Raw genomic sequence first — 20,334 nt, 5'->3', positions numbered from 1 at the left:
CCGCTCGATGACCAGCCTGTTGTAGGCAAAACCAAAGGTCGCGGCACCCCCTCGGGTGTCGCGTGAAGTCTGCCACAATCATCTGGATCTATCGAGCGGGCATCGAAGCGAGGCTAGGGAGTCACCGGGTTGGACACCGAACACGAGTACAGGCCGGTCTATCAGACCAGCCTGATCGATCCAGCCGAGTTCTGGTCCGCCGCAGCTCAGAGCATCGAATGGGATGTACAACCCGAGCAGATCGTGGATGCCGCGGACAAGCGGTCGGCGCGCTGGTTTCCCGACGCCCGTCTCAATACCTGTGTGAACGCGCTGGACCGTCATGTTCGGGCGGGCACTGTCGAGCAGGGTGGACACGCCGATCAGCCCGCTCTCATATTTGCCTCCGCTATGACGGACACCACCACGACCTATACCTACGCCGAATTACTGGACGAAGTCGCCGAGTTCGCCGGAGCCATGCGGGATCTGGGCGTGTTGCCCGGTGACCGGGTGGTGATCTATCTGCCGATGATCCCCGAAGCGGTGATCGCGATGCTGGCGTGCGCGCGCATCGGCGCGGTGCACTCGGTGGTGTTCGGCGGGTTCGCCGCGCCCGAGTTGGCCGCGCGCATCGACGACGCCGAACCTGTGTTGATCGTCACCGCGTCGGGCGGGCTCGAGCCCAACCGCCGCATCGACTACCCGCCGATCGTGCTGGACGCGCTCGACCTGGCCGAGACCGCGTCGGTGCGCACGGTGCTGGTCAAGCAGCGTCCGCAGTTCCCGACCATCGATTTCGGTGTGGCGCTACCCGCGTCGGGCGCCCTGCCGTCCTCGGAGCAGACCGTGGCCGCCCGCTGGGTCGACTGGGATGCCACCGTGCCCGGCAGCGCGCCCGCCGATCCGGTCTCGGTCGCGGCGACCGATCCGCTGTACATCCTCTACACCTCCGGCACGACCGGAAAGCCCAAAGGCGTGGTGCGCGACAACGGTGGTCACGCGGTCGCGCTGTCCTGGTCGATGCGCAATATCTACGACATCGGCCCAGGTCAGGTGTTCTGGGCCGCCTCGGATGTGGGCTGGGTAGTCGGCCACTCCTACATCGTCTACGCGCCCCTGCTCGTGGGCGCCACGACGCTGCTCTACGAGGGCAAACCGGTGGGCACACCCGACGCGGGCGTGTTCTGGAAGATCATCGACGAACACAACGTGCGGGTGCTGTTCACCGCGCCGACGGCCCTGCGCGCGATCCGCCGCGCCGACCCCGACGCCACCGCCGCGCACCGCTACGACCTGTCCCGGCTGCGCGCGCTGTTCTGCGCGGGCGAGCGCCTGGATCCGGCCACCTTCGAATGGGCGTCGGACACCCTGCTCGCAGGCCATCCCGACACTCCCGTGGTCGATCACTGGTGGCAGACCGAGACCGGCTGGCCGATCTGCGCCGACCCGCTCGGCATCCAGGAACTGCCGGTCAAAGCCGGTTCGTCGAGTGTGCCGGTGCCCGGTTACCGGCTGCGCGTGCTCGACGCGAACGGCAACGCGGTCCCCGCGGGCACCGAGGGCAACATCGTCATCGGATTACCCCTTCCGCCCGGCTGTCTGACCGGTCTGTGGCGCGACCGGGAACGCTTCATCCGCTCGTACCTGTCGGCCTTCCCCGGCCACTACCTCACCGGCGACTCCGGATACTTCGACGAGGACGGGTACCTCTACGTGCTCGGCCGCAGCGACGACGTGATCAACATCGCTGGTCATCGCCTGTCGGCGGGCAGTATCGAGGCCGCGATCGCCGGGCACGCCGCGATCGCCGAATGCGCGGTGATCGGCATGCCCGACGAGCTCAAGGGCAGCCTGCCGCTGGCCTATGTGGTGCTCAAGCAGGGTGTGGACATCGAGCCCGAGCAGTTGCGCGCCGAACTCGCGCAGCGGGTGCGCGACCAGATCGGCGCGATCGCGACCCTGCACGACGCGATCGTGGTGTCCGGCCTGCCGAAGACCCGCTCGGGCAAGATCCTGCGCAAGACGATCCGTCAGCTCACCGCCGGTGAACAGGTGGAAACGCCCGCGACCATCGAGGACCCGAACGTGCTCACCGCCCTGGCCGACCGGATCCTGGCCAACCCCCCGCTGGGCTACCAGACCCCGGTCGTGACCCCCGAGCAGAACAACGACCCGGTTTCCCCGGCACCCTAAGATCACCACGTGACCACATCTACCGTCCTGGTCGTCGATGACGACGAGGATGTCCTCGCCTCGGTCGAACGCGGCCTGCGCCTGTCCGGGTTCCGGGTGCTGGTCGCGCGCGACGGCGGTGCCGCGCTGCGTGCGGTGGCCGAACACGCGCCCGACGCGGTCGTGCTCGACATGAACATGCCCGTGCTCGACGGTGCGGGCGTGGTCACCGCCCTGCGCGCGATCGGCAACGACGTGCCCATCTGTGTGCTCAGCGCCCGCGCGTCGGTGGACGACCGGATCGCGGGTCTGGAGTCGGGCGCGGACGACTACCTGGTGAAGCCGTTCGAGCTGGCCGAGCTGGTGGCCAGGATCAAGGCGCTGCTGCGCCGCCGCACCGACACGCCCGACCCCGTGGCACCCGGCGCGCTGACGCTGGGCCCGTTGATGATCGACGTCGCGGGCTATCGCGCGCTGCTGCACGGACGCGAAATCGAGCTCACCAAAAGGGAATTCGAATTGTTGTCCACCCTGGCCCGCAATGCGGGTGTGGTGTTGACGCGTGAACGGCTGCTGGAATTGGTGTGGGGTTACGATTTCATAGCCGATACGAATGTGGTCGATGTGTTCGTCGGATACCTGCGCCGGAAACTCGAAATAGATGACACCCCAAGGATTTTGCACACGATTCGTGGGGTGGGATTCGTCCTCCGGGAATCGAAATGATCTCCACCCCCGCACTGAAACATCGTCGCAGACAATCGTTTTCGCTGCGAATGCGGGTTGCGGGGGCGGCCGCGGCGGGGGCGGTCATCATCGTCACGATCGCGGCATTCGTCGGTTTTCAGGCCATCGAACGCAATAACGTCACCCAAACCGATCAGCAACTGGAAATCGCGTCGCGCATCGTGCTGATCGAGCCGGTCCTTGCCACCGGTTTCGTGAACCTGACCGGTCTGCAGAACACCATGGCGCTCACCGTGCGCGACAACGGCCAGGTCACCGCGTCCAGTTCCACCCAGCTACCGGATCTGCCGCCGGGCTCGCAGACCGTGCAGCTGCACAAGCAGCCGTATCGGGTGCTCACCACCACCGAGAATCAGCCGCAGGGCCGCACCGTCTCGCTGGCGATTCCGACCACCGAGGCGGCCAAGGCGACCGCCGACCAGCAGCGGTGGGTGCTCGCGGGTGCCGCGATCGCGGTGGCGGCCGCGGCGGCGCTGGGCTGGTTGCTGGCCGGGCGCGCGGTCGGGCCGATCGTGAAGCTCACCAAGCAGGTGTCGGAGGTCGGCGCGCCGGACCGGCCCGTGCAACAGGTCGACGGGTCCGGCGTCGACGAGGCGGTGAAGTTGGCCGACGCGGTGAACACCATGCTGGCCCGCGTCGATCAGGCCCAAGCCGACACCGCCGCGGCCCTGGAAACGGCCCGCGACTTCGCGGCGGTGTCCGCGCACGAACTGCGCACCCCGCTCACCGCCATCCGCACCGACCTCGAGGTCCTGCGCACCCTGGATCTCACCGACGAGCAACGCCGCGAGATCCTCGACGACCTGGCCCGCAACGAAACCCGCGTGGAGACCACCCTGACCGCGCTGGAACGCCTGGCCCGCGGCGACCTCACCGCCGAAACCGATCACGTGCCCACCGATGTGGCCGATCTGTGCGATCAGGCCGCCCACGACGCCATGCGCCACAACCCCGGCCTGTCGGTGCGCATCGACACCGACACCGAACTGGTCACGCGCGGTCTGCCCGCGGGCCTGCGCCTGGCCGTGGACAACGCGCTGACCAACTCGGTGAAGCACGGCGGCGCCACCGACGCCGTGGTGTCGGCGCATCGCACTGCGCAGGGCCGCATCGTGATCGCCGTGGACGACAACGGCTCCGGTCTGGCCCCCGCCGAACGCGAGGCGGTCTTCGCCCGGTTCGTTCGCGGCAGCAACGCCACCAAGGGCGGTTCGGGTCTGGGCCTGGCCCTGGTCGCCCAGCAAGCTCAGCTACACGGCGGCGTCGCCTACTTCGAAGACAGCCCGTTGGGCGGCGCCCGCCTGGTCATCGACCTACCCGACCACGCAAAAGCCCCGCACCCGCGGTGATCCGCGGATACGGGGCTGAGAGCTTGCGCCTACTTCTTGTCGTCGCTCTTGAACGCGCCCTTTACCTTGTCGGCGGCGCGCTCGGCGGCGTCCTTGACGTCACTAGCTGCCTTCTTCGCTTCCGCTTCGATCTTCTCGGCCTCGGACTTGATCTTGCCGGTGGCCTTGTCATCGTGGGACATCGAACCTCCACTCTCGTGAGTTCCGCGCCTGACCGGCGCGGGTGAAGACACTCGCGAGAATACCGCACAGTTAACGTCTGGCGACTGAAGCGACGTTCAGGGCGGAACCCGTTCCTCAACGAACTCTCAGAGCTCTCCCACCTGCGGGACCGAGGTCGGCGGTTACCGTCGCCGCTGTGATCGACAAACGCACCGCCGTACTTTGCCTCGCCGCCGTACTCGTGCTGGCAGGCGGTGCCGCCTGCTCGAGCCAGGACTCCGCGCCCACCGGCATCGCCCTGGTCAACGCCGATTCCGGCCCGACCGGCGAGCGCGTGGCCAAGGCCGTGCAGGACGCGGGCGGCTACGAATGGACCGTGGCGAAGCCCGGCGAGGTCGATCCCGCCGACTACGCCGCAGTGATCACCCTGCCCGCCGACCTCACCTCCTCGATGGCAACGCTGGCCACCCCGGAGCCCAAGCGCGCGAAGATCACCGTGACCAGCCATGACAGCGCCGACGCGAACACCGTGAACGGCGCGGTCGACGTGGTCACCCACCGCATCGGCGCCTCCGGTGTCGACGCGGCACTGGCCGCAGTCGCCCAGGCCCGCAACCAGATGACCTCGGTCCAGTTCACCGGCCAGCTACTGAGCGCGGGCGTGAACGCCGCCGCCGACGGCGCGGGCCAATTCAGCGGGGGCGCGCAGGAGATGCTCGGCTTCCTCGACTTCGCGAAGCAGGGTGCGGGAGAACTCACTTCGGCCATCGAACTGCTGAACCAGACTGTCGACGGCGCCGCGAAACAGGCCACCCAACTGGCCGACGCCCTCAGCGCCACCGGCGTCACCATCGCCGGTGTCCAGAGCAGCGCCGCCGCCTTGGGCTCGGGTCTCGACCAGATCCTGCCGCTGATGAAGTCACTCCCCTTCGCCGGCGACCCCCAACTGGCCGACGTGATCACCAAACTCGAAGCGCTACGCGGTGTTTCGACACAAGCGGGCACCCAGCTCGACGGCCTGAGCGAATTGACCGGCGCCGCAGTAGATCCCAACACCGACCTGGGCACCCTCCTGCGCACCGTCGTAGCCCGCCTCAACAGCGCCCGCGACCAACTCACCCAGGGCGCCGAACTGGCGAAGGGCCTGCCGACCCTGGCCGAACAGGGTGGCGCCCAACTCCTTTCCGCCGTCGAACAACTCACCGGCGGTGTCGGCGCCCTGCAGAACATCGTCGGCAACCTCAACACCCAGACCGCCAAGGCCCTGGAATCGCTGCCCCCACGCGGCCAGTCCCAGCAGTCCGCGCTGGCGTTGGCACTGACCGACCCGGTGGAGGTCGTGCGCGAGTGAACTAGCACGGCCCGGTCGAATGAGACCGGGCCGCAAGGGTTTTCACACTCAGGGCAGGACCTGCGGGATGACATCCGGCGCGGCCAACCCGACCACCGCGCCGATCAACGCGCCGATCAACGCGTTCGGCAGACCCACCAGGCCGACGCACGGCAGGTACAGGATCATCGTGGTGATCATCGGGATACACACCACCGCGGCCACGATCGCGCCGATGCCCGCGCCGATGGCGGCGGCGTTGTGGACCGGGTCGGGGAACTGGGCGGTGGGCGCGGTCGCGATGGCCTTCAGTTCCGTTGTCGCGGCGGTGTTCAGCTGCGGCGAAACCCGCACGCTGCGACCGTCGGCCGCGATCTCGGCGGCGAGCTTGATCGTGTTGCCGCCGACCGTGCTGAACGAGGTGGGGATGTGGCCAATCGGGGCACCGGTCGCGGACTCCACGACCACGGTCGCATCGGGGGCCAGCACGAACCGGCCTTCGTCGACCGTGGCAGACACGGTCTTCAGATCCGGGGCGACGGTGGTGCGGAACCCCTCACCCGTACTGGACAACCCGGCCGCGAACTGCGCCTGCTGATCGACGTCCGCCGCGGCGGTACCGGCCAGACTCACCGCCACCGCGACGGGCAACGTCACCGCCAACGCACGGCGAAAAAGCTTGTGGTGGAACATGATCGAGAATCTCCCTCCCGACACTCCCGAAGAACCCGGCCCCGGGCGAATCGAACAAAGTCACTGTCATGGACAACGCGTTTGACACCGAATCACACGGGAGCGCACAGCAGCCCCGACACCGGGCACAGTACCCGGGGGCTCCGACAACCCGATCCCCTGCCCCCTGAAACAGCAACGGCCCGTGCCTCCCACAGGAGACACGGGCCGAAAAGCCGCGGTACTAGCTGGCGTTGAGCAGGTCGATCACGAAGACCAGGGTCTTGCCCGACAGCGCGTGGCCGGCACCGGCGGGGCCGTAGGCCAGCTCCGGCGGGATGACCAGCTGACGACGGCCGCCGACCTTCATGCCCGGAATGCCTTCCTGCCAGCCCTGGATCAGGCCACGCAGCGGGAAGGTGATGGATTCGCCACGGTCCCACGAGGAGTCGAACTGCTCGCCGTTGTCGAACTCGACGCCGACGTAGTGCACCTCGACCGTGCCACCGGGCACCGCTTCTTTGCCTTCGCCCTCGATGAGGTCGGTAATGACGAGCTCGGTGGGCGCGGGGCCCTCCTGGAATTCGATCTCCGGCTTGGTCATGCGGCTATCCCCTTCGATAGTGGCTCATCCCCGCAGTTGCGGGGTGAATGCTGGTGGCAGAAACTGCCGGTCAGCGATTCCCGATTTCATAGTAATCACGCTCACCGTAACCGGTGTAGATCTGACGCGGGCGTCCGATCTTCAGCGGCTCGGAGTGCATTTCACGCCAGTGCGCGATCCAGCCCGGCAGGCGCCCCATCGCGAACAGCACGGTGAACATGCGGGTCGGGAAGCCCATCGCGCGGTAGATCACGCCGGTGTAGAAGTCGACGTTGGGGTACAGGCGACGCGACACGAAGTAGTCGTCGGTCAGCGCGGCCTCTTCGAGCTGCTTGGCGATGTCCAGCAGCTGGTCGTCGCCGCCGATCTTCGACAGGATCTTGTCCGCGGCCTGCTTGACCAGGGTCGCGCGCGGGTCGTAGTTGCGGTAGACGCGGTGCCCGAAGCCCATGAGCTTCACGCCGTCTTCCTTGTTCTTGACCTTGCGGATGAATTCCTTGACGTCGCCGCCGTTGGCCTTGATCTCGTCGAGCATCTCCAGCACGGCCTGGTTGGCGCCACCGTGCAGCGGGCCCCACAGCGCGTTGATGCCACCGGACACCGAGGTGAACAGGTTGGCGTCGGACGAGCCGACCAGGCGCACGGTCGAGGTGGAGCAGTTCTGCTCGTGATCGGCGTGCAGGATCAGCAGCATGTCCAGCGCCGCGGCGACCTCGGGGTCGACCTCGTACGGCTCGGCCGGGAACCCGAAGGTCATCCGCAGGAAGTTCTCCACCAGCGACAGCGAGTTGTCGGGGTAGAGGAACGGCTGACCGACCGACTTCTTGTACGAGTAGGCCGCGATGGTCGGCAGCTTTGCCAGCAGACGGATGGTCGACAGTTCGACCTGCTCGGGATCGCGCGGATCCAGCGAGTCCTGGTAGTACGCCGACAGCGCGTTCACCGCGGACGACAGCACCGGCATGGGGTGCGCGTTGCGCGGGAAGCCGTCGAAGAACCGCTTGAGGTCCTCGTGCAGCAGCGTGTGGCGACGGATGCGATCGGTGAAATCGTCGAGCTGGGCCTGCGTGGGCAGCTCGCCATAGATGAGCAGGTAGCTGACCTCGATGAAGGTCGAGCGGCCCGCCAGCTGGTCGATCGGGTAACCGCGGTAGCGCAGGATGCCCGCTTCACCGTCGATGTAGGTGATCGCCGACTTGGTCGACGCGGTGTTCATGAAACCGGGGTCATAGGTGACGTAGCCGGTACTGGCAAGCAGCTTGCCCAAGTCGAGCCCGTTGTTGCCTTCCGCGGCCTGGGTGACCGAGACAGGAAACTCGCCACCGGGGTACTGCAGTACCGCCTTGGCGTCTTCGGTGACGTTGGTGATGTTCTCAGCGGGCACGGAAGGATCCCTCTCAGGCTAGAACCGTAGGCACCTGTGCGGTCGGCACAGGTGCGCTTGCGCCTAACGCTAGCTGTTGTCGCGTGGAGACGAGCAATCAGGGTTGCCCTGTCCGGTTCTCACACCGGCGGCTTTCGGCGGTGAGGTCGACCGGCCTATTTCACCACCACGTCGGCATGTGCGCGAGCTACGCGGTAACGCACGAAGGCGGGGAACGCCAGCGCGGCCACAACCACCCCGATCACCACCAGCACGCCACCACCGGCAGCAGCCACAGCAGTACCCATACTGGCCGCCGCGAAACCGTGGGCAACATCACCGACGCGCGGCCCACCTGCCACGACCACGATGAACACGCCCTGCAGGCGGCCGCGCATCTCGTCGGAAGACACGGTCAGCAGCATGGCCGTGCGGAAGGCCGCCGACACCATGTCCGCCGCACCGCCCAACGCCAGGAACGCCAGCGCTATCCACAGCCACACTTCGAGCCCGAACCACCGCCCGGCCAACCCGACCGACAGCCCGAACCCGACCATCATCAGGCCCCAGACCGCCACCGACACCACCACCGCGAGACCCTGCCTGCGCACCCGCGGTATCCACCCGGAGAACACCCCGCCCAGCACCGACCCCACCGCGAACGCCCCGAACAGCAGACCCAACGCCAAGCCGCCTTCGACCGGGTCGTGGAAGGTCTCGTGCGCGATCTCCGGGAACAGCGCGCGGGCCATCCCGAACACCATCGCGATGAGGTCGATCACGAAGGAGGCGAGCAGGATTCGTTGTCCGGCCAGATAGCGGAACCCGTCGAGCACGGTGCGCAAGCCCGCCCGCCGCTGCTCTCCCGTCGGCGGGAACGCGGGCAGCCGCCACACCGCCCACAGCGTCGCCAGCAGCGCGATCGAGTCGATCAGATACAGCGTCGCCAGCCCGATCACCGGAATCAGCAGCCCCGCCAACACCGGCCCCGCGATCATCCCGACGTTCGCCACGGTCATGCTCAGCGAACTGGCCGAGGCCATCTGCTCCGGCGGCAACAGCCGGGCGATCAGCGCGCTGCGAGCCGGCTGGTTCACCGCGAAGAACGCCTGCTGAGTGGCGAACAGTCCGAGCACGAGCCACACATTGTCGACCCCGAGCGCGGCCTGCACCCAGAACGCGACCGCCGTCAGACCCGTACCCGCTGTGGTGATGACGAGCAGCGTCCGCCGATCCATCACATCCGCCAGCGCCCCACCCCACAGCCCGAACACCACCAGCGGAACCAGCCCGAACAGCCCCGCCAGCCCCACATACCCCGAACTGCCGGTGATCTGAAAAATCTGCTGCGGCACCGCGACCACCGACAGCTGCGCCCCGACCATGGTGACGATGTTGGTGGTCCACAGCCTGCGAAAATCGCGATTACGCAGGGGTTCCGTGTCGGCGAGCAACTTCACTCACCGCACGTTAGCCACTGTCACCCAAAACATCCCACGATTTACTCAGTGAGATTGCCCACCCGAATCCTGCTACCCACTGGCAAAGAAGAAGGTCTTCGGCCACTGCCCGCCAGCCTCCATACGCCGCTTCCAAATGATCATCGCCGCCCGCTTGCCGGTGTACTCATATTCGGCATCGTTGATCGAATACCCGGCAGGACCTTGCACTGGAACGCGAACGACCCTCGTCGCACCTTCGGGAAATACACCCGGAGCGTTCACGTCATACTCGGCGAATTCAGCGGTTTCGGTGCGTAGCCGCCCGCTCATCATGGCTCCCACCTGCGCTGATTCCTCGCTGCCGCCCGTCGGTCGGACTACGGCTGTAGGCGTTCGACCGTAGTGTTGTCGCCGTCGATGCGGACCACGATTCGGTTGTGGAGGCGACCGTGTCTGCCCTGCCAGAACTCCACCTCGTCGGGGCGTAGTAGGTAGCCGCCCCAGAATGGTGGGACGGGGATGTCGTCTACGTCGGCGAATCGTGCGGTTGTTTCGGCCAGTGTGCGGTCGAGGTCGGCGCGGGAGGCGATGGGGCGGGATTGTTGTGATGCCCAGGCTCCGAGGCGGGATTCCCGGGGTCGTTGCGCCCAGTAGGCCGCGGTGACGTCGGCGGGGACGCGTTCGGTTACTCCGCGCACGTGGACCTGTCGGGCCAGGGCGGGCCAGACGAAGCTGGCTGCGGCGTACGGGTCGGCGGCGAGTTGGGTGCCTTTGGCCGAGTCGTAGTTCGTATAGAAGGTGACGCCCTCGGGTGAGAGGCCTTTGCACAGGACCGTGCGGGCTACCGGTCGGGGGGCGGGGCCGGTCAGGGAGACCGTGGCCAGGACCATCGCGTTGGGTTCGGCGACGCCGAGACGTCTGGCTTGTTCGATCCAGTTGCGTAACAACGGTTCCCAACCATCCGCTACCCAGTCCGGGTCGAGATCGGGTTCGTCGGCGGGGGCGACGAGCGGGTTGCCGTAGTCCACGCGCATCGCGGCGAGGTCGGGCGCAGCGGCGGCGAGGGGGTCCAGGTCACGCATAGGGCCGACACTACCCGCAGGCCTGTTCAGGTCTATGGTGCTCAAGTATCGCCATGCCCCTGCAAGGAGAGTCGCCATGACCAGCTCGGTACCCGAGGATTTCGTCAGCGGACTGGAAGGCGTAGTCGCCTTCACCACCGATATCGCCGAGCCGGACAAGGACGGTGGCGCCCTGCGATATCGCGGCGTCGACATCCAGGATCTGGTTGCCGACCGAGTGACTTTCGGCGACGTGTGGGCGTTGCTGGTCGACGGCGAATTCGGCCGCGGCCTCCCGCCCGCCGAGCCGTTCCCGCTGCCCGTGCACACCGGTGATGTGCGCGTCGACGTGCAGGCCGGTCTGGCCATGCTCGCCCCGATCTGGGGCTACGAGCCGCTGCTGGACATCGACGACGAGACCGCCCGCGACAACCTCGCCCGCGCCTCGGTGATGGCTCTTTCCTACGTGGCCCAGTCCGCGCGCGGCATCTACCAGCCCGCCGTCCCGCAGCGCAAGATCGACGAATGTGACACTGTTACAGAACGTTTCATGACCCGCTGGAAGGGCGACCCCGACCCGCGCCACACCGAGGCCATCGACGCCTACTGGGTGTCCGCGGCCGAGCACGGCATGAACGCCTCCACCTTCACCGCCCGCGTGATCGCCTCCACCGGCGCCGATGTGGCGGCATCGCTGTCCGGCGCGATCGGCGCCATGTCGGGCCCGCTGCACGGCGGTGCCCCCGCCCGCGTGCTCCCGATGATCGAAGCGGTCGAAAAGTCCGGCGACGCAAGGGCTTTGGTCAAGGGCATCCTCGACCGCAAAGAGAAGCTGATGGGCTTCGGCCACCGCGTCTACCGCGCCGAAGACCCCCGCGCCCGTGTGCTCCGCGCCACCGCCAAGCGCCTCGACGCCCCCCGCTACGAGGTAGCCGCAGCCCTCGAGCAGGCCGCCCTGGCCGAACTGCGCGAACGCCGCCCCGACCGCGCCATCGAAACCAACGTCGAATTCTGGGCCGCGGTCATCCTCGACTTCGCCGAGGTCCCCGCCCACATGATGCCCGCGATGTTCACCTGCGGCCGCACCGCCGGTTGGTGCGCGCACATCCTCGAACAGAAGCAACTGGGCAAGCTGGTCCGCCCCGCCGCCATCTACACCGGGCCCGCACCGCGCACCCCGGAAGAGGTTCCGGGCTGGTCGACCATTCAGCCTGCCTGATTGCGCCTCGCCGTCGAATCACATTGCCCAGCAACAGATTCGGCGGCGAAGTTCGTCCGAGTTGCCGGTCCTCGTGGTCGAGCTTCTCCAGCCGATCACGACGGTGACACGACGGGCAGACCGCACTGCTCGGCGAAGGCGGCCAGCCGCTTGTCGTAGGTGACGAAATGCGCGAGGGCTGAACCTAGTTCGAGCGCGGCTGCTACATGGATGGCGTCCAGTGAACGCAGGGTGGTCCCTGGAGCGAGCTGGCCTGCTTTGTCGTAGACCGCGCTGGTCAGGGTTACGTGCGAGCAGCGCTGCAGCCACTGGTCGGCGCGCAGGTGCGCGTCAGGACGCGCACCGCATGCGTGCAATCCTCGGCGGACTTCGGTGCGCGATAGCTGGCTGGTGATCTGCCTGTCCGGCGATTGTTCGACCAGCCACTCCTCCAACGCTTCGGACTCGACCTCGTCTTTGAACAACTTGATGGCCGCACAACTATCCAGGTACAGGAACTTCACCGCGTGTGCTCGTCACGCAGGGCGATGATCGCTTCGCTGCCCAGCCTGGTCCCTGGCGGGGACGGTTCTCGCGGAATCGCGGCGGTGTCGTGACCCGTGGGGAGTTGGTCGAGAATCGCGGGGTCCAAGATCCCATTGGCGATGGCCTGCTCGATCGCTTCCTCGGCCGGGTCCGGCGGGAGAATTCGCCCGACAGTCTCGCCGTGGCGGGTGACGGTGAAGTGCTGTCCGCGACGGGCTCGGTCGAACACGTCGGCAGCGTTGCGCTGCAGCTCACGAATGGTGATCATCGTGTCTGACAATGGCTCGGTCATGTCTGACATGATACGCGAATGCCTGACATCATGCCGATATCAGCGGGGGGTTCATTGTCAGCTACTTGCCATATCTAACCGATTTACCTGCGCGAACGTGTTCGAATCGCGTGTGGATCGGCTCGGCGATAACATTCCAGCGAACGCGTGGTCGGTGGGCGTTCTCGTGAGGAGTGGGTTGTGTACAGCAATGGTTTGTCTCGGCGTCGAATGCTCGGCGTGTGCGCTGCCCTCACGGCCGGGTTTGCTACCGGATGTACTGTGGCGCAGGGTGATTCGGTGGTGTCCGATGGCACGAGCAGTACGTCGCTGAAGCCTGTCGTGCCGGTCAGCGCGCATCCTGTCGCCACTGCGGAGGCGGCGCCGACCTTCTCCCCCGCGCAAGTAGCTGCCCGATACGCAGGAACGGCCCCGCACCAATGGGGCGTTGACCTGCCCGGAATCACCAGTAGCTTTCCCGCGGCCGGGAAGCAGTTCGCGCTCACGCTCGACGCGTGCGGCGGGCACGGCAACAGCGGTATCGATCAGGCGCTGATCGATTTTCTGACCGTCGAGCAGGTTCCGGCCACCCTGTTCCTCAACAAGCGGTGGGTCGATGCGGACCCGACTCGCGTGCAGCGACTGGCTGCGAATCCGCTGTTCGAGCTGGCTAATCACGGTGGGGCGCACAAGCCGCTGTCGGTGTCGGGGCGGGCCGCGTATGGGATCGCGGGGACGGGTTCGGCCGAGGAGGCCGCGTATGAGGTGTGGGACAACCACGAGCGGATCACGCAGCTCACCGGGCGCGCGCCGCGGTTCTTCCGGGCCGGTACCGCCCACTATGACGAGGTCGCGGTCGCGATCTGTCATGAATTGGGCGAGACCCCACTGGGTTTCACCGTCAACGCCGACTTCGGTGCCACCGCGTCGGCAGCACAGGTTCAGCGTGCGATGAGCGCGGCCACACCGGGCGGAATCGCCCTGGCCCACATGCACCGGCCGAATTCCGGCACCGCGGCAGGCATGGCGGCCGCCATCCCGGCCTTACGCGCAGCCGGCTTCACCTTCGTCCACCTGTAGGCCTCATATGTGGGCCCGTTGACTTGATCGGCGAAAGTCAGAGCGCGCTGAAGTCGATCGCGACCGACGCCCCACGGTCGACCGTGAAAAACGCTGCCTCCAAACGGGTTCCGAGCTCGATCTGCCCGATGGCACTCAACGGCACCGGCGCGATCAACCGCACCCGCCAGGGCAACGGTTCGTCCCAGGCGCGCATTTCCAGATCGAGGCGCAGGACCGGGTCGTCGCGCCCGGTGTAGTCGGCGGCGATCGGGGCGACCGCGAGCACGGTCGCTTCGGCTCGGCGGCCGTTGGCCAGGATTTTGGCCGCGGCCTTGCGGCCCGACTCGGGGAGCTCGGGGACGAACAGCACCACCCGTTCCCGGTCGCCCGGGTCCACCCGGCAGCCGACGACGTCGCCGGGCTGCATCCACTCCAGGTCCTGGCTACGAACCCGCTGCCGAACCCGCGCGTCGTAGGCCAACTCCCCCGGCACCGAAACCCGCACGCTGAACCGGTATCCGCCTTCCCCGCGTCGACTGCGCACCGACAACACACTGGCCTGCGCCGCCAACCCCCTGATCAGCAACTCCCGTCGAGCGCCTTCGGACAGCAACCCCGGCCGTCGACCGAACACCCACACCCACCGGTCGAACAGGCTCCGCCCGGAATCGACCGCAACAAGGCTCATAGCTGGAGAGTAGTGCGGATGGTCTGTCGGTAAGGGCAAATTCCCCGCACTCCCGGTCAGCGCCACCCACCCCGCGATCCCGGATTCCCGCACCACTAAACTCGCCCCCATGACCAGTGCGTTCCCGACCATTCCCGCCGACCTCTTGCCCGCCGACGGACGGTTCGGTTGCGGCCCGTCCAAGGTGCGCCCGGAGCAGCTGCAGTCCCTGGTGACTGTCGGCGCCTCGGTGTTCGGCACCTCGCATCGCCAGAAGCCGGTCAAGGACGTGGTCGCTCGCGTTCGCAACGGCCTGCGTGAGCTGTTCTCCCTGCCCGACGGTTACGAGGTCGTGCTGGGCAACGGTGGCACCACCGCGTTCTGGGATGCCGCCGCGTTCGGCCTGATCCGTGAGCGTTCGCTGCACCTGACCAACGGTGAGTTCTCCTCGAAGTTCGCCTCGGTGGCCAAGGGCAACCCGTTCATCGGCGACCCGATCGTGGTGAAGGCCGAGCCGGGCAGCGCGCCCGAGCCCGTGTCGGATCCCAGCGTCGACCTCATCGGCTGGGCCCACAACGAGACCTCCACCGGTGTGTCGATCCCGGTGTCGCGTCCGGTCGGTTCCGAGAACGCCCTGATCGCCATCGACGCCACCTCCGGCGCGGGCGGTCTGCCGGTGAACATCGCCGATTCCGATGTCTACTACTTCGCCCCGCAGAAGTGCTTCGCCGCCGACGGTGGCCTGTGGATCGCGATCATGAGCCCGGCCGCGCTGGCACGGGTTGCCGAGATCAAGGAGTCGGGTCGCTGGACCCCGGAGTTCCTGTCGCTGCCGATCGCGGTCGACAACTCCTCCAAGGACCAGACCTACAACACCCCGGCGCTGGCCACCCTGCTGCTGTTCGCCGATCAGATCGAGTGGATGAACACCAACGGCGGCCTGGACTGGACCACCAAGCGCACCCTGGATTCGTCCTCACGCCTGTACTCGTGGGCCGAGTCGAGCGCGTTCGCGACGCCGTACGTGACCAACCCCGCGCACCGCTCGCAGGTCGTGGGCACCATCGACTTCGACGACGCGGTGGACGCGGCGCAGGTGGCCAAGATCCTGCGCGCCAACGGCGTCGTGGACACCGAGCCGTACCGCAAGCTGGGCCGTAATCAGCTGCGCGTGGGCATGTTCCCGGCGATCGATCCGGAAGATGTTTCGCAGCTGACCCGTTCGATCGACTGGGTCGTCGGCCAGCTCTGAGATAAGACCGACATCGGGCCGGTGCCCGGCAACCTCTTTCGGTTGTCGGGCACCGGCCTTTTGTCCGACCCCTTGAACCGACACAGCACACATTCGCAATATTCGCGGCGTTTTCGACAGATCTCGGTCTCGATATTTGATGTTGATCCATCACCAAAACCCCTGTACACAAGCGGAATTCGTGCGGGGAGCCGATCAGATTAGCCCCCTGGGCAGTCCCGGCGCGCGATTTAAGTGTGCGTGTCTGCTGCGGTGGCCAAGTAGTGTGCATTACTGTCATGGAAAGTGGGCGGTGTCCTAGCAGACGGAGCCGACGCGATCGGGAGGTAATGGTGCGGGAACTTCGAGTGATCGGGGTGACGCCCGACTCCACGGCCATCGTGTGCAGTGACACCGAGTCCGGCACCAAGTTCCGGCTGCCCGCCGATGACAAGCTGCGCGCGGCGGCGCGCGGGGACCTCGCACGATTCGGCCAGATCGAAATCGAAACGGAGGCGACTATGCGTCCTCGCGATATTCAGGCCCGTATTCGTGCTGGAGCGTCTGTCGAGCAGGTCACCGCGGAGTCCGGAATGCCGGAATCCAAAGTCGAACGTTTCGCCTACCCGGTTCTGCTCGAGCGCGCTCGCGCCGCGGAACTGGCGCAGAAGGCGCATCCGGTGCGCCCCGACGGTCCTGCGGTGGAAACGCTGCACGAGATCGTCACTGCGTCGTTCGCCGAGCGCGGGCACACCATCGAACAGGCTGAATGGGATGCCTGGAAAGACGAAAAGGGTTTCTGGGTCGCGCAATTGCAGTGGCGGCACGGTCACTCCGAGATCGCCGCGCACTGGCGCTACCAGCCCGACGCGCACGGCGGCTCGGTCGCCCCGCTCGACGATCCGGCCACCGACCTGATCGATCCCGACTTCGGCCGGGCACTGCGCGGGCTGGCCACCATCCTGCCGACGCCCGCTGCGGCCGCACCGGTGATCGAACCGCCGATCCCGGTGGAGCCGCGTCCGCGCGAGCCGATGGCCGCACCGGCCGCGCGCCCGCAGAGTCGACCGGCGCCCACCATGGACGAGTACTACGAGCAGCGCCAGGTCGCGGCCGGTGGCGGGGTGCCGATTCCGGCCGCGCCCGCCGCGCCGATCCCGGCCGCACCCAAGCCTGCCGCACCCAAGCCCGCTGCGCCGATTCCCGCCGCACCGGTTCCGGCCGCGCCGAGTCAGCCTGCGGCGCACCAGGAACCGCCTGCTGTCGAGGATCCGGAGAAGCCGGCACCCAAGCCCGCCGCACGCACCAAGCGGGGCAAGGCACCCATGCCCTCCTGGGAAGACGTCCTGCTCGGCGTACGCAGCTCCGGCAATTAGAAACTGCTGTGACGGCGGCTTCCACGCTTTGGTACGTCGACACGGCTGATCCCGTCGCGATCGATGGGCTCGAGCCGGATCCGCTTGCGGCGGAGGCACTCGCCGGGCAGTTGTACAGCGAGCACGATGTTCGGCCGCACATGGTCGGGACTCTCGCCGGTTGTGCCGCGCCTGACCGCGACGAGGTCTACATCGGTTGCTATCCCGGACTGACCGTCGTGTGTACCGCCGAGGCCGCGCTGGTGCACCCGACGAAGCTGCCGGAACTGCTTGTGCGGCCGCTGGCTTCCGAGCACACCTATCTGGTGTCCTATGACGCGAACCTGCACTGGGGTGCGTTCGCGCATTGGGAGCGGGGTGAGTTCCGGCGGTCGTTCAGTTCCACCAGGGTGGACATCCTCGAGGACGAGGGGCTGCCGATGGTGTGGGAGCGCACGTTCTGGGCGGGCGAGCATCCGGTGCCGTGGCACGGCGAGGAACGTCGGGAACCGCACTCGCTGCCGTTCGATCCGCCGCACTTCGCCGATGCCGCCAATCACGAATGGTTGGGCTTCGGCTATCTGACTTCCGGGCGACTTTCCCCCGGTGACCTGGCGGTCTGCGGGTTCACGCTGTATCCGAAAGGGCAGGCGCCCGAACGCAATCAGGCGGGGCGTCCGGGTGCGGCCACGCGACGCAAGCGGGGGCTGTTCGGGTGGTTGCGCGGCAGCGATCGGGTGCTGTGACCGTCAGCTGACGACGTAGATGATGGCGGCGATCCAGCCGAGCACCACCGCCGCGGACGCACCGGCCAGCACCCACCGCACCACCGGTGTGAACCGCCACCGCCAGGCCGTGGGCACCACCCCGACCACAGCCACCACGTTCACCGCGACCGCCAGCAGCGGATGCACCGCGGCCAGCGCGCAGCCGAACGCGTAGACCGCCGTCGCGCCCAGCAACGCGACCAGCACCGCCACCGTCCCGCCCGCGGCCCACGGCACCGAGTCCGAGTGCGCCCGATACGGCCCCTCGCATTCCTGACTCATGAGGTGCGCACTCGTTCGTAGAACGCCATCGCCGCGGCGGTCGCGACATTGAGTGAATCGGTGCCGGGCGACATCGGGATCCGCGCGCGAATATCGGTGGCGCGCATGGCTTCTTCGGTCAGACCCGGCCCCTCGGCACCTAACAGCAACGCCACCTTCTCCCCCGTCATCGCCGTCGCCAGGTTCTGTGCGGCCGGGTTCGGCGTCAACGCGATGACCTGAAACCCTTTGTCCCGCAATGTATCCAGACTCTCGGGCCACTGCGGTAGTTGTGCGAACGGCACGCGAAGGACATGCCCCATCGACACCCGCACGGCCCGTCGATACAGCGGATCGGCGCATCGATCCCCGAACAGCACCGCGTCCGCGCCGAGCCCCGCCGCATTGCGGAACATCGATCCCAGGTTCTCGTGGTCGTTGACGCCTTCCAGCACCGCCACCGTGCGCGCGCCGTCGAGCACCTCGTCGACCGTCAAGTCCGCTGGACGTGGTGCGACGGCGAGTACCCCGCGATTGAGATGGAACCCGACCACCTCCGCCATCACCTCGGCGCTGGCGCGGTAGTACGGCAGATCGTGATCGGCGAGGTCGTCTTCGAGGGTCTCGTACCGCTTTCCGACCCCGAGCAGCGCGTTCGGCGTGAATCGCGAATCCAGCATCCGCTGCACGACCACCACACCCTCGGCGATCACCAGACCTTTACGCCCCGGCAGGTCCGGCCTGCGGTCGGCATTGGACAGGTCGCGGAAGTCGTCGACGCGCGGGTCTGCGGGATCGTCGATATCGATAACGTCGGCCACCGACTAATCCTGGCATGCTGGAGGCATGAAGCTAGTCCAGTTGATCTTGAACATCCTGTGGGTGGTGCTGTGCGGGTTCTGGATGGCCCTGGGGTACCTGCTCGCGGCGGTGATCTGTTTCATCCTGATCGTCACGATCCCGTTCGGCATCGCGTCGCTGCGGCTGGCCGGCTACGTGCTGTGGCCGTTCGGCCGCACCGTGGTCGACAAGCCGACCGCGGGCGCGGGCTCGCTGGTCGGCAATGTGATCTGGTTCGTTTTCGCGGGCTGGTGGTTGGCGCTGGGCCACGTGTTCACCAGCATCGCGTTGGCGATCACGATCATCGGACTACCCTTCGCGTGGGCCAATCTCAAGCTGGTGCCGCTGTCGCTGTTCCCGCTGGGCCACGAGGTGGTGCCGGCCGAGCAGGCCCGCTGAATTACTCCGACTCAGCTCACTCGGACTCGGCGACGATCTGATTCATGATGCCGACGGCTTCGTCGAGCACCGCGATCTGTTCGGGGCGCAGTTCGGCCAGGCGTCCGGTCATCCACACTTCGCGAGCGTTGGTCTCGTCGGCGATCAGCGCGCGACCGGCAGGCGACAGCGAGACGATGATCTGGCGGCCGTCGGTCGGGTGCGGGCGGCGTTGCACCAGATCCAGATCCGACAGCGAGGCGATGACCCTGGTCATCGACGGTGGTTGCACGCGTTCCTTGCCTGCCAGCGCGCCGGGCGTCATCGCGCCATCACGAGCCAGCGTCGCCAGAGCCGACAGCTGAGTAAGCGAGATCTGCGCATCGGAACGGCGTCCGCGCAGGTGTCTCGTGAGCCGCACGACGGCCAGTGAAAGGTCACCGGCCAGGGCGCGGACGTCCGATGGCGTTGTCACAGTGCAGAACTCTACGGTAAGTCCGGCTGTGCTGACGGGTTTCACGCCGCTACTGTTTGGGTATGGATGCCGGACACGTCAGTCCCGAGATACCGCAACTACCGCGAATCCTGGTCGACCCGCGTCCGGTCGTGCTCGGCGGTTTCGCCCTGTGGGCCATCGCGACGATTGCCGTGTGGGTGAACGTGAGCTGGGCCGATGCTCGCCCGGTGTGCCTGATGGGGTTGGTCGTCGGGGTGCTCGGGTCGTCGATTTTCCTCGCGCAGCGACGGTCCGCGCGACGCGGGGACAAGGGCGCCCAGGTGGGTCTGGATACTGAATAGGGTTTAGGTCACATCGAATTCGTCGCCAACTGGTCAAATGTCCAGAGATTTCCGGCGGAACGGCGAATTGACTGTT

The 20,334-nt window shown here is 67.1% G+C and carries 24 protein-coding genes; 11 read left to right on the top strand and 13 right to left on the bottom strand.

What is annotated here, in order from left to right; genetic code table 11:
• Positions 1–129 precede the first annotated feature (129 nt).
• The 3 genes from ACFWVD_RS08230 to ACFWVD_RS08220 are packed head-to-tail and all read left to right on the top strand — an operon-like array spanning position 130 to position 4,250.
• The gene (locus ACFWVD_RS08230) at positions 130–2,175 is read left to right on the top strand and encodes an AMP-binding protein (RefSeq protein ID WP_379241314.1); all 2,046 of its coding nucleotides are present in this window, start codon (positions 130–132) and stop codon (positions 2,173–2,175) included.
• A gap of 9 nt (positions 2,176–2,184) precedes the next feature.
• Positions 2,185–2,880 (top strand): response regulator transcription factor, encoded by a 696-nt coding sequence (locus ACFWVD_RS08225; RefSeq protein WP_379241313.1) that lies wholly within the window; start codon positions 2,185–2,187, stop codon positions 2,878–2,880.
• On the top strand, positions 2,877–4,250 hold the full coding sequence (locus ACFWVD_RS08220; protein WP_379241312.1) for a sensor histidine kinase: 1,374 nt from the start codon (positions 2,877–2,879) through the stop codon (positions 4,248–4,250). Before ACFWVD_RS08225 ends, ACFWVD_RS08220 begins: the two co-directional genes overlap by 4 nt.
• Positions 4,251–4,279: 29 nt before the next feature.
• Here ACFWVD_RS08220 and ACFWVD_RS08215 read toward each other — a convergent pair whose 3' ends face one another.
• A complete protein-coding gene (locus ACFWVD_RS08215; protein ID WP_379241311.1) occupies positions 4,280–4,432 on the bottom strand; it encodes a hypothetical protein in 153 nt (50 codons plus the stop codon).
• Between the two features lie 176 nt (positions 4,433–4,608).
• On the opposite strand from ACFWVD_RS08215, the gene ACFWVD_RS08210 reads away from it, so the two are divergent.
• Entirely contained in the window at positions 4,609–5,763 is a 1,155-nt protein-coding gene (locus tag ACFWVD_RS08210) for a hypothetical protein (protein ID WP_379241310.1), read from the top strand.
• A 48-nt stretch (positions 5,764–5,811) separates the two neighbouring features.
• Here the strand turns inward: ACFWVD_RS08210 and ACFWVD_RS08205 are convergent, their stop codons facing one another.
• From ACFWVD_RS08205 to pdxH, 6 genes are all read right to left on the bottom strand, one after another.
• Positions 5,812–6,435, bottom strand: coding sequence for a hypothetical protein (locus ACFWVD_RS08205; protein ID WP_379241309.1), 624 nt, complete (start codon positions 6,433–6,435; stop codon positions 5,812–5,814).
• Between the two features lie 223 nt (positions 6,436–6,658).
• The gene (locus tag ACFWVD_RS08200; RefSeq protein WP_379241308.1) at positions 6,659–7,018 is read right to left on the bottom strand and encodes an FKBP-type peptidyl-prolyl cis-trans isomerase; all 360 of its coding nucleotides are present in this window, start codon (positions 7,016–7,018) and stop codon (positions 6,659–6,661) included.
• Positions 7,019–7,088: 70 nt separating this feature from the next.
• On the bottom strand, positions 7,089–8,402 hold the full coding sequence (locus tag ACFWVD_RS08195) for a citrate synthase (protein WP_379241307.1): 1,314 nt from the start codon (positions 8,400–8,402) through the stop codon (positions 7,089–7,091).
• A 155-nt stretch (positions 8,403–8,557) separates the two neighbouring features.
• Complete coding sequence (locus tag ACFWVD_RS08190) at positions 8,558–9,841, bottom strand: MFS transporter (RefSeq protein ID WP_379241306.1); 1,284 nt, start codon at positions 9,839–9,841, stop codon at positions 8,558–8,560.
• Positions 9,842–9,913: 72 nt separating this feature from the next.
• Positions 9,914–10,165: a hypothetical protein gene (locus tag ACFWVD_RS08185; protein ID WP_379241304.1), complete on the bottom strand. Its 252-nt coding sequence runs from the start codon at positions 10,163–10,165 to the stop codon at positions 9,914–9,916.
• Positions 10,166–10,200: 35 nt separating this feature from the next.
• The gene (gene pdxH, locus ACFWVD_RS08180) at positions 10,201–10,905 is read right to left on the bottom strand and encodes a pyridoxamine 5'-phosphate oxidase (RefSeq protein ID WP_379241303.1); all 705 of its coding nucleotides are present in this window, start codon (positions 10,903–10,905) and stop codon (positions 10,201–10,203) included.
• 76 nt (positions 10,906–10,981) lie between these two features.
• Between pdxH and ACFWVD_RS08175 the strand changes: the two genes are divergently transcribed.
• Positions 10,982–12,103, top strand: coding sequence for a citrate synthase 2 (locus tag ACFWVD_RS08175; protein ID WP_379241302.1), 1,122 nt, complete (start codon positions 10,982–10,984; stop codon positions 12,101–12,103).
• A gap of 95 nt (positions 12,104–12,198) precedes the next feature.
• Here the strand turns inward: ACFWVD_RS08175 and ACFWVD_RS08170 are convergent, their stop codons facing one another.
• Both ACFWVD_RS08170 and ACFWVD_RS08165 read right to left on the bottom strand, forming a co-directional pair.
• On the bottom strand, positions 12,199–12,606 hold the full coding sequence (locus tag ACFWVD_RS08170) for a type II toxin-antitoxin system VapC family toxin (protein ID WP_379241301.1): 408 nt from the start codon (positions 12,604–12,606) through the stop codon (positions 12,199–12,201).
• A complete protein-coding gene (locus tag ACFWVD_RS08165; RefSeq protein WP_379241300.1) occupies positions 12,603–12,920 on the bottom strand; it encodes a type II toxin-antitoxin system Phd/YefM family antitoxin in 318 nt (105 codons plus the stop codon). Before ACFWVD_RS08165 ends, ACFWVD_RS08170 begins: the two co-directional genes overlap by 4 nt.
• Before the next feature lie 261 nt (positions 12,921–13,181).
• On the opposite strand from ACFWVD_RS08165, the gene ACFWVD_RS08160 reads away from it, so the two are divergent.
• Complete coding sequence (locus ACFWVD_RS08160) at positions 13,182–13,979, top strand: polysaccharide deacetylase family protein (protein ID WP_379241299.1); 798 nt, start codon at positions 13,182–13,184, stop codon at positions 13,977–13,979.
• Between the two features lie 37 nt (positions 13,980–14,016).
• Here the strand turns inward: ACFWVD_RS08160 and ACFWVD_RS08155 are convergent, their stop codons facing one another.
• Positions 14,017–14,649, bottom strand: coding sequence for a hypothetical protein (locus tag ACFWVD_RS08155; protein ID WP_379241298.1), 633 nt, complete (start codon positions 14,647–14,649; stop codon positions 14,017–14,019).
• 109 nt (positions 14,650–14,758) lie between these two features.
• Here ACFWVD_RS08155 and serC point away from each other — a divergent pair, with 109 nt between their 5' ends.
• The 3 genes from serC (at position 14,759) to ACFWVD_RS08140 (ending at position 17,960) form a co-directional block, all read left to right on the top strand.
• A complete protein-coding gene (serC, locus tag ACFWVD_RS08150; RefSeq protein WP_379241297.1) occupies positions 14,759–15,880 on the top strand; it encodes a phosphoserine transaminase in 1,122 nt (373 codons plus the stop codon).
• Positions 15,881–16,212: 332 nt separating this feature from the next.
• A complete protein-coding gene (sepH, locus tag ACFWVD_RS08145; RefSeq protein WP_379241296.1) occupies positions 16,213–17,235 on the top strand; it encodes a septation protein SepH in 1,023 nt (340 codons plus the stop codon).
• An 8-nt stretch (positions 17,236–17,243) separates the two neighbouring features.
• Positions 17,244–17,960: a DUF6928 family protein gene (locus ACFWVD_RS08140; RefSeq protein WP_379241295.1), complete on the top strand. Its 717-nt coding sequence runs from the start codon at positions 17,244–17,246 to the stop codon at positions 17,958–17,960.
• 3 nt (positions 17,961–17,963) lie between these two features.
• Here ACFWVD_RS08140 and ACFWVD_RS08135 read toward each other — a convergent pair whose 3' ends face one another.
• Entirely contained in the window at positions 17,964–18,263 is a 300-nt protein-coding gene (locus ACFWVD_RS08135) for a DUF2537 domain-containing protein (protein WP_379241294.1), read from the bottom strand.
• Positions 18,260–19,063 carry a TrmH family RNA methyltransferase gene (locus ACFWVD_RS08130; RefSeq protein ID WP_379241293.1) on the bottom strand — a complete coding sequence of 268 codons (804 nt, stop codon included), beginning with the start codon at positions 19,061–19,063 and terminating at the stop codon, positions 18,260–18,262. The genes ACFWVD_RS08135 and ACFWVD_RS08130 overlap by 4 nt, the downstream gene beginning before the upstream one ends.
• Positions 19,064–19,088: 25 nt before the next feature.
• Between ACFWVD_RS08130 and ACFWVD_RS08125 the strand changes: the two genes are divergently transcribed.
• Positions 19,089–19,481: a YccF domain-containing protein gene (locus ACFWVD_RS08125; RefSeq protein ID WP_379241292.1), complete on the top strand. Its 393-nt coding sequence runs from the start codon at positions 19,089–19,091 to the stop codon at positions 19,479–19,481.
• A gap of 16 nt (positions 19,482–19,497) precedes the next feature.
• Here the strand turns inward: ACFWVD_RS08125 and ACFWVD_RS08120 are convergent, their stop codons facing one another.
• A complete protein-coding gene (locus ACFWVD_RS08120; RefSeq protein ID WP_379241291.1) occupies positions 19,498–19,935 on the bottom strand; it encodes a MarR family winged helix-turn-helix transcriptional regulator in 438 nt (145 codons plus the stop codon).
• Positions 19,936–19,997: 62 nt separating this feature from the next.
• Here ACFWVD_RS08120 and ACFWVD_RS08115 point away from each other — a divergent pair, with 62 nt between their 5' ends.
• Positions 19,998–20,258 carry a DUF2530 domain-containing protein gene (locus tag ACFWVD_RS08115; protein WP_379241290.1) on the top strand — a complete coding sequence of 87 codons (261 nt, stop codon included), beginning with the start codon at positions 19,998–20,000 and terminating at the stop codon, positions 20,256–20,258.
• Positions 20,259–20,334 lie beyond the last annotated feature (76 nt).

Source organism: Nocardia sp. NPDC058666, from assembly GCF_042714895.1.
In the GTDB taxonomy this organism is placed as follows: Bacteria; Actinomycetota; Actinomycetes; order Mycobacteriales; family Mycobacteriaceae; genus Nocardia.
The sequence above is the reverse complement of the archived record's forward strand: the minus strand, read 5'-3'. Positions and strand labels throughout refer to the sequence as shown.

Excerpts from the sequence above, each read along its gene's own strand:
- ACFWVD_RS08125 (WP_379241292.1), top strand. The coding sequence starts at position 19,089 with ATGAAGCTAGTCCAGTTGATCTTGAACATCCTGTGGGTGGTGCTGTGC.
- ACFWVD_RS08115 (WP_379241290.1), top strand. The coding sequence starts at position 19,998 with ATGGATGCCGGACACGTCAGTCCCGAGATACCGCAACTACCGCGAATC.
- serC (WP_379241297.1), top strand. The coding sequence starts at position 14,759 with ATGACCAGTGCGTTCCCGACCATTCCCGCCGACCTCTTGCCCGCCGAC.
- ACFWVD_RS08155 (WP_379241298.1), bottom strand. The coding sequence starts at position 14,649 with ATGAGCCTTGTTGCGGTCGATTCCGGGCGGAGCCTGTTCGACCGGTGG.
- ACFWVD_RS08175 (WP_379241302.1), top strand. The coding sequence starts at position 10,982 with ATGACCAGCTCGGTACCCGAGGATTTCGTCAGCGGACTGGAAGGCGTA.
- ACFWVD_RS08205 (WP_379241309.1), bottom strand. The coding sequence starts at position 6,435 with ATGTTCCACCACAAGCTTTTTCGCCGTGCGTTGGCGGTGACGTTGCCC.
- ACFWVD_RS08200 (WP_379241308.1), bottom strand. The coding sequence starts at position 7,018 with ATGACCAAGCCGGAGATCGAATTCCAGGAGGGCCCCGCGCCCACCGAG.
- ACFWVD_RS08135 (WP_379241294.1), bottom strand. The coding sequence starts at position 18,263 with ATGAGTCAGGAATGCGAGGGGCCGTATCGGGCGCACTCGGACTCGGTG.
- ACFWVD_RS08220 (WP_379241312.1), top strand. The coding sequence starts at position 2,877 with ATGATCTCCACCCCCGCACTGAAACATCGTCGCAGACAATCGTTTTCG.
- pdxH (WP_379241303.1), bottom strand. The coding sequence starts at position 10,905 with ATGCGTGACCTGGACCCCCTCGCCGCCGCTGCGCCCGACCTCGCCGCG.
- ACFWVD_RS08215 (WP_379241311.1), bottom strand. The coding sequence starts at position 4,432 with ATGTCCCACGATGACAAGGCCACCGGCAAGATCAAGTCCGAGGCCGAG.
- ACFWVD_RS08165 (WP_379241300.1), bottom strand. The coding sequence starts at position 12,920 with ATGACCGAGCCATTGTCAGACACGATGATCACCATTCGTGAGCTGCAG.